The organism is Paenibacillus sp. 1182 (genome assembly GCF_017833915.1).
GTDB classification, from domain to species: domain Bacteria; phylum Bacillota; class Bacilli; order Paenibacillales; family Paenibacillaceae; genus Paenibacillus; species Paenibacillus polymyxa_D.
Map to the genome: position 1 here is coordinate 124,037 of NZ_JAFICR010000005.1, position 15,262 is coordinate 139,298.

12 protein-coding genes, 1 tRNA gene and 3 pseudogenes are annotated in these 15,262 nt (G+C 41.3%); 7 read left to right on the top strand and 9 right to left on the bottom strand.

What is annotated here, in order from left to right; translation table 11 throughout:
* Window positions 1-150 precede the first annotated feature (150 nt).
* The 3 genes from JOD82_RS11995 to JOD82_RS12005 all read right to left on the bottom strand — a co-directional run bounded on the left by JOD82_RS11995 (window position 151) and on the right by JOD82_RS12005 (window position 5,454).
* Window positions 151-1,902, bottom strand: coding sequence for a methyl-accepting chemotaxis protein (locus JOD82_RS11995; protein ID WP_209949298.1), 1,752 nt, complete (start codon window positions 1,900-1,902; stop codon window positions 151-153).
* Between the two features lie 166 nt (window positions 1,903-2,068).
* Window positions 2,069-3,100 carry a ribonucleotide-diphosphate reductase subunit beta gene (locus tag JOD82_RS12000; protein ID WP_029517885.1) on the bottom strand — a complete coding sequence of 344 codons (1,032 nt, stop codon included), beginning with the start codon at window positions 3,098-3,100 and terminating at the stop codon, window positions 2,069-2,071.
* 20 nt (window positions 3,101-3,120) lie between these two features.
* Window positions 3,121-5,454, bottom strand: coding sequence for a ribonucleoside-diphosphate reductase subunit alpha (locus tag JOD82_RS12005; protein WP_209949300.1), 2,334 nt, complete (start codon window positions 5,452-5,454; stop codon window positions 3,121-3,123).
* 526 nt (window positions 5,455-5,980) lie between these two features.
* Between JOD82_RS12005 and JOD82_RS12010 the strand changes: the two genes are divergently transcribed.
* Together JOD82_RS12010 and JOD82_RS12015 are read left to right on the top strand one after the other, a co-directional pair.
* Window positions 5,981-6,328, top strand: a complete 348-nt coding sequence (locus JOD82_RS12010; RefSeq protein WP_013308518.1) for an MTH1187 family thiamine-binding protein — start codon at window positions 5,981-5,983, stop codon at window positions 6,326-6,328.
* Window positions 6,329-6,401: 73 nt separating this feature from the next.
* A tRNA-Thr gene (locus JOD82_RS12015) sits at window positions 6,402-6,473 on the top strand.
* Between the two features lie 93 nt (window positions 6,474-6,566).
* Here JOD82_RS12015 and JOD82_RS29145 read toward each other — a convergent pair.
* Together JOD82_RS29145 and JOD82_RS12020 are read right to left on the bottom strand one after the other, a co-directional pair.
* Window positions 6,567-6,755, bottom strand: a pseudogene (locus JOD82_RS29145) (tyrosine-type recombinase/integrase); the annotation flags it as partial.
* A gap of 227 nt (window positions 6,756-6,982) precedes the next feature.
* Window positions 6,983-7,975 carry a YiiG family protein gene (locus tag JOD82_RS12020; RefSeq protein WP_029516023.1) on the bottom strand — a complete coding sequence of 331 codons (993 nt, stop codon included), beginning with the start codon at window positions 7,973-7,975 and terminating at the stop codon, window positions 6,983-6,985.
* Between the two features lie 262 nt (window positions 7,976-8,237).
* Here JOD82_RS12020 and JOD82_RS12025 point away from each other — a divergent pair.
* A pseudogene (locus tag JOD82_RS12025) lies at window positions 8,238-8,696 on the top strand (transcriptional regulator); the annotation flags it as partial.
* A gap of 183 nt (window positions 8,697-8,879) precedes the next feature.
* Here the strand turns inward: JOD82_RS12025 and JOD82_RS12030 are convergent.
* Window positions 8,880-9,398 (bottom strand): DUF3231 family protein, encoded by a 519-nt coding sequence (locus JOD82_RS12030; RefSeq protein ID WP_069010789.1) that lies wholly within the window; start codon window positions 9,396-9,398, stop codon window positions 8,880-8,882.
* Between the two features lie 154 nt (window positions 9,399-9,552).
* Here JOD82_RS12030 and JOD82_RS12035 point away from each other — a divergent pair, with 154 nt between their 5' ends.
* Window positions 9,553-9,795: a WGxxGxxG family protein gene (locus JOD82_RS12035; RefSeq protein WP_069010790.1), complete on the top strand. Its 243-nt coding sequence runs from the start codon at window positions 9,553-9,555 to the stop codon at window positions 9,793-9,795.
* A 237-nt stretch (window positions 9,796-10,032) separates the two neighbouring features.
* Here JOD82_RS12035 and JOD82_RS12040 read toward each other — a convergent pair whose 3' ends face one another.
* The gene (locus JOD82_RS12040) at window positions 10,033-10,536 is read right to left on the bottom strand and encodes a hypothetical protein (protein WP_069010791.1); all 504 of its coding nucleotides are present in this window, start codon (window positions 10,534-10,536) and stop codon (window positions 10,033-10,035) included.
* A gap of 448 nt (window positions 10,537-10,984) precedes the next feature.
* On the opposite strand from JOD82_RS12040, the pseudogene JOD82_RS12045 reads away from it, so the two are divergent.
* The 3 genes and pseudogenes from JOD82_RS12045 (at window position 10,985) to JOD82_RS12055 (ending at window position 12,988) form a co-directional block, all read left to right on the top strand.
* Window positions 10,985-11,628: pseudogene (locus JOD82_RS12045) on the top strand (glycosyltransferase).
* Window positions 11,629-11,851: 223 nt separating this feature from the next.
* Window positions 11,852-12,733 carry a glycosyltransferase family 2 protein gene (locus JOD82_RS12050; RefSeq protein WP_029516018.1) on the top strand — a complete coding sequence of 294 codons (882 nt, stop codon included), beginning with the start codon at window positions 11,852-11,854 and terminating at the stop codon, window positions 12,731-12,733.
* A gap of 147 nt (window positions 12,734-12,880) precedes the next feature.
* Window positions 12,881-12,988, top strand: coding sequence for a hypothetical protein (locus JOD82_RS12055; protein WP_023986758.1), 108 nt, complete (start codon window positions 12,881-12,883; stop codon window positions 12,986-12,988).
* A gap of 220 nt (window positions 12,989-13,208) precedes the next feature.
* Here the strand turns inward: JOD82_RS12055 and JOD82_RS12060 are convergent, their stop codons facing one another.
* Both JOD82_RS12060 and JOD82_RS12065 read right to left on the bottom strand, forming a co-directional pair.
* On the bottom strand, window positions 13,209-13,850 hold the full coding sequence (locus tag JOD82_RS12060; RefSeq protein WP_069010792.1) for a hypothetical protein: 642 nt from the start codon (window positions 13,848-13,850) through the stop codon (window positions 13,209-13,211).
* Window positions 13,851-14,126: 276 nt separating this feature from the next.
* Complete coding sequence (locus JOD82_RS12065) at window positions 14,127-15,203, bottom strand: SPRY domain-containing protein (protein WP_209949302.1); 1,077 nt, start codon at window positions 15,201-15,203, stop codon at window positions 14,127-14,129.
* Window positions 15,204-15,262: the final 59 nt, after the last annotated feature.

Sequence of the window (15,262 nt, forward strand, 5' to 3'; positions counted from 1 at the left end):
ACACGCACGCATAGATCATCTGCCACTGATCCGCTCCAGACACATCTTGTATTCATCTGTTGAAAATGCAAATGACCCGTAAAAGAAACGCTTTTTCAAAGGTTCATCTTACGAGTCACAATTCATCATGCATGGGTAATCCCTTTTTTACTATTCAGCGTTTTTCACCCGGAACTGGTCAGCATGTCGCTGCAGATTGTTTGATAGTGTGGTCAGATTGCGGGCTACTTCGGATAGTTCTTTTACCGCTAGGGCCTGCTTCTGAGCGCTTGCTGATACATCTTCTGTCATTCCGGCAGTCTGCTGTGCCGCGCTGGCTGTGTGATTTAAATGTTGATCTACGCTGTGACGTACCTCTTGCATCTCTGCCGTCAACTGAGCCAGATGTGCAGCTAACTCCTCAACTTCCCGTGAAACCTGGGTGACTTTGTCAACAGACTGTAGACATGCTGAAATTTGGGTTTCTTGTTCATTGACGGTCTTTATGTTTTCATCAAATTGATCACCCATTTGCTCAATTTGCTCAACAAAGCTGCTTAAGATTTCATCGATTTCACGAATCGATATGGCGGATTGTTGGGCAAGTTGTCCCATTTCATGAGCGACTACAGAAAAACCCTTGCCAGCTTCGCCTGCACGTGAGGCTTCAATAGATGCATTAAAGGACAAAATCTGCGTCTGCTTTACGATGCCCTGTACCTGCTGACCGATGTTAGCCGCCTCGCGGGATTTTTCGGTTAACGCGTGGGACATGCGTTGCATCTGCTTGATACGCAGGGCGCTTTCTCGTCCTTTTTCTAATAACAGTTCATGCTCACTGGCTACCTGATTGCGAACCTCATTGAGATGATGGGCTGTATCCGTGAATTGCTGCACATGGCTTCCGACTTCATCCAGCGTTTGTCCTAATCGGTCAGATTGTTGAACTGATTCCACCGCTTGTTCTGCTTGGTTAATAGAGACATCGGCAATTTGCTGGAGCGTACGGGACAGTTCCTCAGTCTGATGGAGTGTCCCCTCCGTTGTCACGACGATATTCTTCGAAGCATGCTGGAGTGTACTTGAACTGCTTTGAATATCCACAATCATATTCGACATGGCTTCCACCATTTTGTTCGTCAATCCGCTGATTTCGCCTAACTGATCATATGTTACTTGCGACGATGTAACCGTAAGGTTGCCGTCGGCTACTTGCTCCAGTGTATTTTTAATAAATCTCACCTGACGCAGTATCCGCCGGGTTACCAGCATCATAGCCGTAATGGAGATGATCAGAATGATGGAGACAACAGGAATAACTAATCGGTAGGCCTCGGGCAAGGTATGTTCGTATACTTCAGTCACAGAGGACAGGGATCTATCGATTCCCAAATAACTAATGATGGTTCCATCTGTATCCTTAATGGGAGTAAAGGAGGAAAACATCGTCCCCCACTCAGGGTCCGTTGTAATATCTGTAGTCACTATTTCCCCTTGTTTCAATTTCTCTTCCGTTTCTTTAAGGGTAAAACTTACAGGAGTTCCGAATGGACTGTAGTCTTTGTCGTCCCATGCGGCTCCATCTACCGTAATTTTCCACTCATTGCCCACACGGTTGTACATATAGATGTACAGGATTCCAGTTTGCAGCCTGAGCGTATTTAACTCGTTACGAAGTTGTTTATACTCGCTACTTTGCTCCGATGAATCCGTATTTAAGCTCTTGACTGCGGATTTGTCCAATAACTGGGCCGTGTTCTTTGCCAGCGTTTCATTATTTAGCTGCATGGTTGATAGAGAAGCATTCTGGATAGATTGATTGGTCGTCCACAGAACAATGACGCCAATCACTATTAAAGGAATGAGCAAGATGAAGTAGAGTTTGGATTGTAATCCCATTCTTTTTTTAACGCTTCTTTTCATAATATGCTCCTTACTATGTTTTTTTTACCTTCATATATATCGTGTACAAATAGGAAAATATGAATAGTTATTCAGATGTTTCATGATTTTTTTTGCGTATTTGCGTAAATTCTCATGAAAAAAGCCTTAGCCCGGTAAGTACCGAGCTAAGGCTGTATCTTATGACTTACAAATCGTCAAATCCGTTGTCATCTCCGACCTTGCCATAATTGCGTGATTTTGCTTCAAAGAAGTCCGTTTTTGTCGCATTCAGCGCTTCATCTGAGAATGGTTTAATCCAAGGCATACAGTTTACATCTACGCCTTCGTACGCTTTGTCCATACCAAGCAATCTCAGGCGCATATTTGCCATGTATTTGATGTAATCGCTCAGCTCGTTCAGGTCGATGCCGCGAACCTCTTTGAGCGTATAATGCGCCCAATTCGTTTCCAGCTCCACAGCGCGGTCAATCATACGATAGACATAGTCCGTATTTTCCTTGGTATTCAGCTCAGGGAAATCAGACAACAGCTGCTTAAACACTTCGGCAAAGAAGTAGCAATGCTGATTTTCATCACGCTGAATATACGAGATCATTTGGCTGGTTGCCATCATTTTCTGATCACGGGCCAAATTGTAGAAGAAAGCAAACGTACTATAAAAGAAAATGCCTTCCAGAATCAAATCGGCTACCATCGCTTGGAAAAAGGTTTGCGGGTTCTGCTCATCGCGGAACTCCTGGTAAATGTCCGAGATGAATGTGTTACGCTCCAGCAGGACAGGATCGTTTTTCCAGTATTCAAAAATTTCCTTCTGTTCCTGATCTGACACCAAAGAAGACAGAACGTAGGAGTAGGACTGGTTATGCACCACTTCCTGCTGCCCGATAATCGCTGAAATAGCTTCCAGTGACGAGTCGGTAAAATAGCGTTTTACATCCCCGACAAACATCGTTTGCATCGAATCCAGTACAGCCAGCAGGCCGATGTTAATTTTAAAGGTGCGCTGTTCTTCGGCATCCAGCACAGGGAACTGGGACGCATCCTTGGACATCGGGATTTCATCTGGAATCCAGTGATTCAGCAGTAGCACTTTATACAATTTGTACATATGTGGCATCCGAATATCGTTCCAATTCAAAATACCGGAGCTTTCGCCTTCAATAATACGGGTAGAGCGATTTGGCGCTTCCGTGTTAAAAATCTTCTGTAACTGCATGAGAGCTTCTCTCCTTTAGTTTAGGATGCGCAGCTATCACATTCTTCAATCGTCAGTGCGCGGCTGCGTACATAATAGGTCGATTTCATACCTGATTTCCAGGCATGGATGTGCAGCTCTAAAAATTCAGTTGCTTTAATATCAGGCCGTACATACAGGTTAAAGCTTTGGCCCTGGTCAATATGACGCTGACGTGCAGAAGCCATGTTGATCGAAGCGTGTTGATCCAGCAAGAAAGCCGTCTTGTAGTACCAGATAGTTTTTTCGTTCAAGTCAGGTGCAGGGTTAGCAATCTTGTAAGTTGTTTTCTCTTCATAGGAAAGCAGCTCATACAATGGATCAATGCTGGCGGTAGAGCCTGCAATAATAGACGTGGAACCGTTAGGCGCGATGGCGAACAGCCATGCGTTGCGGACACCGTTTTGTTGGACTTCTTCTGCAAGCTCACTCCACTCGGAGGTAGTGACAAATTTGCCTTCGCGTGTACCATCTGTATAGCCACGGGAAGTGAAATAGTGCCCGGTAGACCAGTCAGAGCCCTCGAATTTGGCATAACGGCCTTTTTCTTTCGCTAGCTCCATGCTGGATTTGACGGCCAGGTAGTTAATTTTTTCATACAAATGATCGTTATAGGTTACCGCTTCATCGGATTCCCAACGGATACCTTCCAGTGCGAGTAGATGATGCAGTCCGAATGTACCCAGACCGACAGCGCGATATTGGCTGTTCGTATATTGTGCTTGCAGTACTTCAATGTTGTTGATATCAATAACATTATCCAGCATACGTACCTGAATCGGCACGAGGCGATCCAGCACACCTACCGGAACCGCACGAGCCAGATGGATGGAGTTCAGGTTGCACACCACAAAGTCGCCAGGAATTTTGGAAATAACGATGCGTGTTTGTCCGTCCTTGGTGACCAATTCTTCTTTTTCCACTACAGTTGCAGATTGGTTTTGCATAATTTCCGTACACAGGTTGGAGGAATACACCATACCATGGGCGCGGTTCGGGTTGGCCCGGTTTACCGTATCACGGTAGAACATGTAAGGCGTACCTGTTTCTAGTTGTGACTTCATCAGGCGCTTCATGATGTCGATAGCAGGCACCGTAATACGAGAGAGAATCGGATGCTGCGACGCCTCTTCGTATTTCTCGCGGAAGGTACCTGAACCGAAGGTTTCATCATAAAAATCTTCCAGTCCCAGTGGACGACCGTTGTCATCTTTCCAGCCCATTACTTTCTTCACTTCATGCGGACAGAACAGATTCCATTCGCCCCGTGCTTCGACCCGCTCCATGAACAGATCGGGCAGACATACGCCATGGAACACGTCATGTGCACGCATCCGCTCGTCACCGTTGTTCAGCTTCAGGTCAAGGAATGCGAGGATGTCCTTATGGAATACGTCCAGATATACGGCAATTGCACCTTTGCGAGTACCCAATTGGTCTACGCTAACAGCTGTATTGTTCAACTGGCGAATCCACGGAATGACGCCGGAACTTGTATTTTTATGTCCACGGATATCGGAGCCACGCGCCCGTACTTTACCAAGGTATACGCCGATGCCGCCGCCCATTTTGCTAAGACGGGCTACATCCGTATTGGAGTCGAAAATACCTTCCAATGAGTCGTCTACGGTGTCGATAAAGCAGCTGGAGAGCTGTCCGGCCACCTTTTTTCCGGCATTGGACATAGTTGGTGTAGCTGCTGTCATGTACATGTTGCTCATCGCCCAGTACGCTTCTTTGACCAGCTCCATCCGCTTGTCGGCAGGCTCTTGGTGCATCAGGTACATCGCGATGATCATGTAGCGTTCTTGAGGCAGTTCCATTACGCGTCCGTCAAAATCGTTGGCCAAATAGCGCTCAGACAGTGTTAACAGCCCGATATAATCGAACAACAGGTCATTTTTCGGCAAAATGGAATCGCCCAACTCATCAATCTGCTCCTTGGTATAGTAGTCGAGCAGTTCTTGACGGTAAATTCCTTTTTGGACCAAATCAGTGATCAGTGGATAAAAAGCGCCGTAAGGCTCGTCCGCATAGGATTTGTAACGGCGGTGAGTAGCCGCTTTTTTATACAAGGAAGTGAGCAAAGCACGTGCAGCGGCAAATTTCCAGTCCGGTTCTTCCTTACTAACCAATTCAAGGGCAGCCATTGCAAACGCGTTGCTAATGTCATCCCCCGTGACTTCGTCCCGGCGCAGCTTGCTAGTTACACCGCGAATGAGTCGATCCTTATCCAGCTTGTCCAGTCCGCTGAGTACACGGTCGGCATATACGGAGATGCGTATTTCGTCAAAAGCCAACTGGCGATTGTTTGGTTTGGTTACGAGTTGTGGCATAGGATTAATTCCTCGCTTTCCTGATTTGGAATCATACTTGGGAATAGGCATGAAAATGATCATGATGAGAAGATAATGGCGAAAAAAGCGATGGTCAGACAGCATTTGGGGGCTGTATGTAATCCAATAACATAGAAATAGCGATGTACCTGCCAATGAAGGGGGAAAAGATGGTTCCCGTACGATTTATCGGCTACATCACTATATTTAGACGTGTTATGAATATTTAACCCAACATATTGTGTGTAAAAACTTAAAATTTCAAATAAGTGCAAGGAGTATTATAGCAACATTCGAAGCCATACGTAAAGGAAAAGGAATGGAAAATCAAAATATACAGAGAAGTCGCGGGCTGTATTTGAATTGAGACAGTTTGAACGGTACAATGAATGATAAAGATGTTTCCTACAGAAACAAGCAGCATACATATGAACTTTTTTTGTGAAATAAGGCTGCTCGCTCTATCGGACTGAAATTTTAGATTTTTAAAGAAGCGACGATTTTAATTTTAGGGAGGAACCTGGCGATGGCTATTGCAGAAGTGACAGTGATCCCGATTGGAACGGGGAGTACAAGCCTGAGCGACTACGTTGCTCAGATGCAAAAAGTGTTGAAGACGCAAAAAGGAATTACCTATGAGCTTACCTCCATGAGTACGATTATTGAAGGTTCGTTGGACGATGTATTCACCGCCATTGCTGCGCTGCACGAAGCACCATTCCTGTCAGGAGCGAAGCGTGTTTCCACCTCGGTCAAAATTGATGATCGCCGTGACAAACCTTCCTCCAGTCACCAAAAGCTCCGTTCCGTCGCAGAGAAACTATCTGGCACCGCGACAGGAAATGTTACCGAACTAAATCCAAATCCTAGTTGAAAAAGTTGATGTAAGTGATTGATTTTTATGTAACTAAGAGTATAATAGTTTTTGTTGTCAGTTACACTGACCTGCTGGTGTAGCTCAGGGGTAGAGCAACGCACTCGTAATGCGTAGGCCGGGGGTTCAATTCCCTTCACCAGCATTCTATAAAACTCAAGCACAGCGCGGCTTCCAAGCTTTTTGGAGGTCGCGCTTTTTTATTGAACTGAGGATTCTTCTACCATTTTTCTACCCTTTAGTCTAATAAAGTGGGTTCTTCGGTGCTAATGCTCTCTCCTGTGATTGAATCGCCAATGTTTTTTAACACCGCTTCTTGGAGATTCGGAAGAACATGTGAATAGGTATCCAGAGTTACATTGATAGACGAATGTCCAAGTCGCTCTTGAACGATCTTCGGATGATTACCAGCTTTGAGAAGTAAGGTTGGTTATTTTTACACTTTCAGGATTATGCGGTTTCAGAAATTAAAGCAGCATTTTTAAATCTTATTGTTAATGTGCCGGATAAGCTTTTAACCACCATCATAGCATTCACCCTCAAGTTACCATTGGAGGATTTTAAAGCACAAGCTCTGCTAACCTTATGGTTGGCAGAGCTTGTTCGTTATCGGAACTCCGTATTTGTTTTCGCAGCTCCTATCGTTAGATACGCTTAATTTATTTCATTATATCGTTCGACTGCCTTGCTTAGCTTATAATTGAAATTCTCAGGTGTGCCATCCGTAGTGTTCAGGAACTGGCCGTTCAGGTCAGAATCAGATACAGGTTCCTTCTTATTGATGCGTTCAATAATTTTTGAAGCAGCCGCTTTTGCCTCAGTGGCTGAGTCAACATAGTTCCTGATACTGAAGCTGTTAATCCCTTCTTTTTGAACTCGATTCTTGTCTTTTGAGATTGTCATGAGCGCACTTAGATCTGCGGTCATAATGTCGTATTTGGCTTTAAACTTCGTCATATCAAGCTGCAGCACATTGTCGGCGGTGATACCCTGCTCATCCATTTCAATGGCCGTAGCCTCGGCATCTATCATGAACTTCAAGGCATTATACCTGATCTGCTGGTCTGAATCCTTGAGTTTTTGCAGTTCAGCCAGACGCTGCTCGTTACCCAATTTTTGCATAGCCGTGAAGTATTGTTTGGAGACAGTCTCGTAAGCGAGATTGGCACTTACCAGCTTGGTATGCAGCTGTTTTCCTTTTGCGAAGTCATCATCCACGTAGCCTTTTGTATCATAGTAGGCTTTCATCTCGTCCAGGACGGACAACAGATCATTGATGACCGGTGTCAGTTTGATCACTACGGGATCTGCGTTCGCAAAAGCAGGTTGGCTTGCGGTATAGCCGTTCGCTTTATCAATAACTTCCCGCTCAGTTTCAGCAACGCCGAGCATGATGAAGCTGAAGTTCTTCTCGATTACAGGCTGTGTATCCACTCCGAACTTCTCGAAATAATGAACCAGAACCTCATTGATTCTGCCTGTCATCAAGTTATTCAGCCTCACATACGCATTGTATTTTTCGATTTCTTTGCTCTCGCCGGACGTAACGCCTGCAGTCGCTTGATCCACGGTGGATGTAATGGCAGAACAAGCGGACAACATTGCACCCAACATAATAATGGAAATAAAGAATGATAGCTTTCTCAAAATAGTGATTCCCCCGACTGAGTAATTTAACGTGCTCTTCTTTTGTAAGATGTCTGAATAGGAGAGAGAACAACTGACCTTTTCCGGGCGATTAAATTCCCTCTTCGCCGCATACCAATGTTAATTGTAAAACAATCTATTCAATTTTAAATTTATTTGGTGAATAGGTCTTGAGACTTGAGTAGCATAATTTTATAAATTTCTTTGTTGTTGACGATTGCTCTGCCAACTTTCTAAATGCTTATATTCCTCTGGTCTCAGTTATAAACTGTTGTCAGGAGATATAAGTGTGCTTCAAGATTATGTTGAATATATTGCAGCAACATCCGCCACTAACGAGAATGAGAAAATCTCAAAACTGTTGAATGTTATAATTTCAGCAAACCAATATAGTATAGATGTAGAAGGTATACTTCAGCAATTTGAAGCCGAAATAAATGCTTTTGCACAACAGCAACTATCATCAGATGATATGTATACCCAACAAGTGATACCGGATTATATCGCGTGGTTTGGTTACGAGTTATCTTATTATTATTTACATCGAGGTTCTTACATTGATGGTTTTAAACATTTGATGTATTCATTAGTAAGTTATCATACACTAAATAATGAGACTTGTTTTATAAACTGTTTGGGTTTGTTTTTACATTTTCGGGATTATGCGGCTCCTGAAACCAAAGCAGCATTTTTTAATTTTATGGAAAAGGTGTGGATGTAGCTTTTTGTTTATTGTTACTGTGCCGGATCAAGCCCTTAACCAACACAATAGTATTCAGCCTTACGTTACCATCGGAGGTGCTTAAACGTAACAAAACCAATCCCCGCTAACCTTAACTGGTCGGCGGGGATTTTTGTTGAACAATCTAAGGGGAACAGTGTGTTGAGGAATCGTACTGGAAATTTAGGCTTTAACTGGTTCAGGTCTTTTTAATTGAAGAGGGGGGGGGATTAGCCAACCCTTTTCTTTATTCATTTTTAAAATACGAACTCCCAAAGCAGTCTTAGTTAGATGATATTTCGCAAATAAAGCCCCGATGTCTTCTCTAATGGATTGACCCATAGCTTGGCTGCAAGATGTCAATCCTACAGTGGTATCTAATGCGATTTTAGCTGCGATTTCGGGATCAGTAAACCTTGCACCAACCGGGATATCCTCAAGTTTCACAGGGGGTCTTTCAGGCAAAATAGGAGCTGGGGCAATCCCATTATCAGTAAGCATTGCGTCGCATTCTTGGATTTCCAGTTTAGCTTGATCAATAAGATCATCCAGTATTTTTTTGAGTTCTTTGTCTCCTGCGTGGTTTAAACATGCTTGGTAAAATGAAACGCTGCCTTTCGCTAACGCTGAAAACTGCCATACACTATAAACTTCTCCGTAATGCATGGGCTCGTCTTTTGGATTCCCGCTTAGGATACCCATTATAAACACCACTCCTTTTTTAATTTTAATGATGTACAAATTTATGATTCCCAGTAGTGAAGATTTAATGTGTGTATAAGAAATAAGTTCAATTGGCATGCTAAATACATTAAAAAATTGATTGCAAACACAAATTTAAAGGAGTGGTTTAGGTATGTTGAAAAAAATGAAGATAATGGCTGTTGTTGCATTAATGATTTCAAGCTTTGGAGCGGCAGTAGCATTTGCTGAAAACAGTCAAAACAATATGGGCACAAACGACAATGGTAGAACACAAATGCTAACTACTACTAATGATAACGATAATAATAATAATTGGGGGTGGCTTGGTTTGTTGGGATTAATTGGATTGGCAGGTTTAAAACGTCGCGAGCCTGAAAACCACAGTAAAAGATAATCGTAAACAACAACTCAAAACAACCAAACAATCCCCGCTAACCATACTTGGTCAGCGGGGATTGTTTACTTTTAGATTCAACACACCGATCACCGAATAGCTATTAAGATTAACTAATCTTATTTTTCCGTGATCAATGTGAATTTAGAGTAAATGAAAGGACTCCGCTAATATATTGCCATAAGAGTCTTTATTTGATTACTCACTTACTTAAAACGTCAGAGTATCTTTACTGTTTTATGGAGTAGTGGGTAATGCAGTTTCCTTCTCTTCGTTATTTTTAACTTTTCTTGTTACTTTCTTAGTTCTCCGTCTAAGAATGACGAACATATAAACTATAGCAATCAAAAATGACTTTATATAGAAAATGTCATCTAATTGTTGATAATAGAAAGACAAAACCAAAATAAAAGTAAAGACAGAGACAATAATCCTTACCGCCAGATGATGAATAAATTTTATAAATTTACTATGTTCATTACTTTTTTGAAGATCAATTATTAAGTATAGTACAAAAACAGGTATGGCAATCGAAGCTCCTTTTAATATATCCTCTATTGATTGTGATCTAACTGTAATAAATATTAGATACGACAATGCAAGCGTGCCAAAAGTAATAAAGGAAGTGACGACATTTTTAAAATTTAAGAATCCTAATAACCATCGTACCAGTACTTTGAAAGGATATAATATAAGAATTAGTGCAAACAAGCCCATGAATACTTCTATCATATATTCCATTCTAACTCTCCTTATGTTATTTAGAACTTAATTCTATACACTTACTATTTTCATTTATTAAATGTTCTCATATATCCACATCGGTTGTGGTATTTGCTTTTTATCTGCCATACATATTATCGGTATTTCCTGTTATTTTCTTTGATTATTTGTTCCATTGAAACAATTTTCTAACTAATGTGATAATGCATATCTTGAGAGTTTTTAGCAGCAATTAGAATTCTTAAGAGTGGAACCAAGTCAAAGATCATCATTCTGCTAGATACAAAGATAAGTATTTTAGAAACCATTAAGGCAACGGTCTCGTCTTGTTACTACTTGAGCGCGCATGGCTCCCACAATGATGGAAAGCTGTAGATAATCACTAATCCTCTGTATAAAATTTCGGATATTTCAACCATAATAAGACAGCCTGTTTTATTCCAAACGTACAGAGGAGTAGATAAAATTGAAAAACAAATGGCTGTTGCCGTTAACCTTGGCGCTCGTTTTTAGCATAACTCCGTTAGTATCGCGCAAGCGAAGGTAGGGGAGGAGAAGGGATCTGCTTGCCTAAGTTCCAAAATGGTGCAACTGAAAGGCGATATGCAGAAGGTATGGATCGACCATACGATATGGACGAGGAACTATATTGTCAGCGCCATATCTAATCTTCAAGATCAGAAGGACGTATTGGACCGGCTTTTACGGAACCAGCAGGATATAGGCAATCTGATCAAGCCTTATTATGGGGAAGCCGCTGGTAATAAGCTGGCTGATCTCCTGAGGGAGCATATTCTGATCGCAGGCAAAATTGTAGTGGCTGCCAAAGCGGGCAATCAGGCGGATGTGAAAATGCTAGAGGCGGATTGGCATACAAACGCCGACGATATCGCCAAATTTTTAAGTGATACGAATCCGAACTGGCAGTTTAAAACGTTACAAGATATGCTGTATACGCACCTTCAGTTGATTACGGAATTAGTCCTTGACTATATCAAAGGAGATTGGAGAGCGGAGATTGCAGCAACCGACAAAAACGAGATCCATATGAATCATTTAGCGGACATTCTGACAGAAGGCATTGTCAAACAGTTTCCTGAAAAATTTTAAGTGAGCGCTATAGACGCTACTAAGCAGATTAGCTTTCTATAATTACCCCAAAGGGTTGTTATGGAAAGCTTTTTTTACCGAGAAGCCGCCTCAAAATATATTTCAATACATATACTTGGAGCATGAACATTCGAAGAAATAGTTTTCGAGAAAAATAGGGAAGTTGGCTTTTATGCAAAATAATATTTTCTAATTTTAAAATGTAGAATGGAGGGAACTTCTTGTGCCACGAGCTTCAGTTATACTTCCAGTTTATAACACTGTGTCCTTTGTTTGGGAAGCGATCCACAGTATATTAGCTCAAACCTATTCCGATTTTGAATTGATTATTATTGATGATGGCTCAACAGATGGATCCGCTTTTGTTATTTCACAGATAACAGATCCTAGAGTAGTTAAAATATTCCATAGTACCAATCAAGGTTTGGTTGCTACTTTAAACGAGGGATTCAATAGGGCAACTGGTGAATATATCGTTCGTATGGATAGCGATGATATTTCTACGCCAGATCGACTGGATGTGCAAATATCATTCATGGATCAAAATCCCTTAATTGATGTATGTGGTGCTGCTTTTACTACTTCTAGTGGAGGGGCACTTAAGGTGAATCCGGCTAGTCATGAAGAAATTAGAACATGGTTGTTATTTCATTGCTGTATCTGCCATCCTGCTACAATATTACGCAATAGCATGATACATCGGCTAAACATTCAATATGATAGTAGTTATCCTCATGCCGAAGACTACGAACTGTGGAACCGATTAGCCTCTCAGGTACAAATAGCAAACCTCCCTATAAGCTTATTGTATTATCGTCAACATAAAGGACAAGTGTCCATTCAGCACAGAGCCATACAAGACGACACCGCTCGGAGAATTCGACAAAGACAGTTTAGCCAGTTGGGCTTGGAATTATCAGATGAAGAGAACCAGATGATGCTGAATATTCTTGAGTTTAAAATTAATCCCTATGATTATAATTGCTACACTAAAGCTGTTGGATTTGCAAATTGGGTGTTGGATCAAAACCGTAAGTATCAGATTTACAATCAGGAACTATTAAGCATGGCTTTTTCGCGGTGTATATCTCATCTTCCATATTAACAAAGCTATCAGCACGCGATCGGAAAGTATCCTAATATTCCGCTGGCATGCGTAAATGGAGTGCTTTTTATGTTTACCTGAATGCCCGGTCATAAAACATATTTACACATATATTAAGATGAAGACAAATAAAGGAGGGCTAAAGCTATGAGCGGATGTGCAGGTGCAGCTGTTTGCGGTGTGTGGACTTCTACAGCGGCTATTTTGGTGCTCTATATCCTCTTGGTTATCATCCTTAAATCATGTTGGGTTTAATTTTGCGAAAAGAATTGTATGATAATGACCCATCAATCAAGTTGAACGACCTTCTTTCATTCTGTCCGAAATTAGATTAGATAAAAAGCTCTGCTAACCTTAAGGGTCGGCAGAGCTTTTTGCATTTGAACAATTTCCTAATCACTTTATTTAGCCGGATAGAGTCCCTCTCGTTGTGTATTTAGTTGAATACTCGCTTAAGGGCTTGCATGATTAAAATTTATTGATTTTCTTTCGTGAGAAAAGAAGCTGCTAACAGTGTAGTATTCGTATAGCCACCTGAAATATTTTCATATGAAAAATTAGCGATAGGAACTCCAATAACTGTAGCAACGTCTCCTTCAAAAATTTCCCCACTTGCTCCCGGATAAACTGCCATTACTGTATTATCATTTTCATCACTAATATAAACGATAGCCGTTGTTCCTATAGGAATGTTATCTTCTTCTATATCTATTACATCGCCGCTTATTTTTACAAATTTGTTTAAGTATAAGTTCAAATTTTTATTTAAGTGTTTTGTTGTTACGGATTTGTCTACTAGATTAATGACTTTGCTTTTATCTGTGGAAGGAAATAAGTCACTGTTTTTAGCAATGAAGTCATAAGACGTTTGTTCCATAGAAGCTTGATCTTCTGTTAACATGGGGGTTCCATCTTTCATGAATTCAGCAAATAAATATTGTTTATCTGTGACCTGATTTGTAGAAGCTTGCTGAGCAGTATTTTCATTGCTTGCTGTTTGTTCAGTAGCAAAGGATGTACTTGAAGACCCAGACCTTGTCGTTGCTTCTTTGAAATTGCTTCCACAAGCTGTTAGAGCTACAGAAAGTAGAGCAATGAATAGAGCTTTTTTTAACATGACGAATTCTCCTGTGAGTATCCTCATCGGTTGAGGTAGTTGCTCATTTTATCTTGTTACCTTTATTATCGAATATTAATGTTGAATAAATAAGCAAAGCACAGCTTCCAGGTTTTTTGGAAGCCGTGCTTTTTTTGTTTAAAGAACGATTTGCAAACTTTTAGTCTAGAAAAAATGTATCGTCCAGTTATAGCAGTTTAGGCGTGATTTCGAGATTAAGTAAATATAAAGAAGGACTTCATCGGCATGTTAGCCGACATGAAGCCCTTCATATGTTTATTTAGTTGAATATTCGCTTACTTCAAATGTGAGAATTTTGTTGAAGATTACGTAGTCTTTGCGATTGCTGAATGGACCTTTGTTGTTATTGTGCTTGTCAATGGCAAAGAAAGAAGCACCTCTACCAGCATCTTTAGCGTCATACCAAGCGATGAAGGCATTCAGTTCTTTTTTACTCAAATCGAATTCTTTATCAAACCCATTGTCCATGGTTACAGTGAGAATGGCACGATCACCAGTTGGTTGGGAGGCCCCATCTGTATCCGACGGATCGGGCTTAGTGGACGGATCCGGTGTAGTAGACGGATCGGGCTTAGTGGATGGATCCGGTGTAGTAGACGGATCGGGCTTAGTGGATGGATCCGGTGTAGTAGACGGATCGGGCTTAGTGGATGGATCCGGTGTAGTAGACGGGTCAGGCTTTGTAGATGGATCAGGTGTTGTAGATGTATCCGAATCTTGATAAGGTAAAAAACCTTCTGGTACAGAATATTTAAAAGCGCTTGCTCCAAAATTAGCAGTAAGTTTTTTTTCTGATGCATTGCCATTGTAGATTAGTGGGAACACTTGTGATCCAGCAAGCTCTGAAGGTTTTGCAATGCTTGTTCCTTGGGAAACCCCATTTTTGTACCATGTGACTTTGTCGTTGTCCAAATCTAAAGCTACACCAATCACGTCATTGCTGCCAAACATACTACCATAAGGAGTTCTTTGAATATTGTTTGATGTGTTTTTTGTTCTAATTAACAGTTGACCATCCAAGCCATATTTAGCCATCATTTCCCATGACGATGTGGGTAGTGTACCTGTTTCCCCAGTAATTCCTATTAAAGTTATAGAATCGTACCTATTATCATTTACGCTTACTTCCCAGAACCATTTGCCTGAAGCTTTCCCAATAGTTGCTTTGTCGGCATCACCGTTACTCCCAAGAATCCTTACTAAAGATCCATTTGTCCAAGTCACATTTGTAGTCTCTGCGTTTGTAACGGTAGGGAACAATGAGAACACCGAAGCTCCAATGAGAAGGGCTAACACTATTGTTCCTAGTTTTTTGAATATAATATTGTTCATGACTTCCTCCTAAATATATGTAATAACAAGTGAATTATAGAACTAGATTGGGAGAAATG

Bases quoted from the DNA above. Each gene is read 5' to 3' on its own strand.
- JOD82_RS11995 (WP_209949298.1), bottom strand. From the start codon at position 1,902: ATGAAAAGAAGCGTTAAAAAAAGAATGGGATTACAATCCAAACTCTAC.
- JOD82_RS12000 (WP_029517885.1), bottom strand. From the start codon at position 3,100: ATGCAGTTACAGAAGATTTTTAACACGGAAGCGCCAAATCGCTCTACC.
- JOD82_RS12005 (WP_209949300.1), bottom strand. From the start codon at position 5,454: ATGCCACAACTCGTAACCAAACCAAACAATCGCCAGTTGGCTTTTGAC.
- JOD82_RS12010 (WP_013308518.1), top strand. From the start codon at position 5,981: ATGGCTATTGCAGAAGTGACAGTGATCCCGATTGGAACGGGGAGTACA.
- JOD82_RS12030 (WP_069010789.1), bottom strand. From the start codon at position 9,398: ATGGGTATCCTAAGCGGGAATCCAAAAGACGAGCCCATGCATTACGGA.
- JOD82_RS12035 (WP_069010790.1), top strand. From the start codon at position 9,553: ATGTTGAAAAAAATGAAGATAATGGCTGTTGTTGCATTAATGATTTCA.
- JOD82_RS12040 (WP_069010791.1), bottom strand. From the start codon at position 10,536: ATGGAATATATGATAGAAGTATTCATGGGCTTGTTTGCACTAATTCTT.
- JOD82_RS12055 (WP_023986758.1), top strand. From the start codon at position 12,881: ATGAGCGGATGTGCAGGTGCAGCTGTTTGCGGTGTGTGGACTTCTACA.
- JOD82_RS12060 (WP_069010792.1), bottom strand. From the start codon at position 13,850: ATGTTAAAAAAAGCTCTATTCATTGCTCTACTTTCTGTAGCTCTAACA.
- JOD82_RS12065 (WP_209949302.1), bottom strand. From the start codon at position 15,203: ATGAACAATATTATATTCAAAAAACTAGGAACAATAGTGTTAGCCCTT.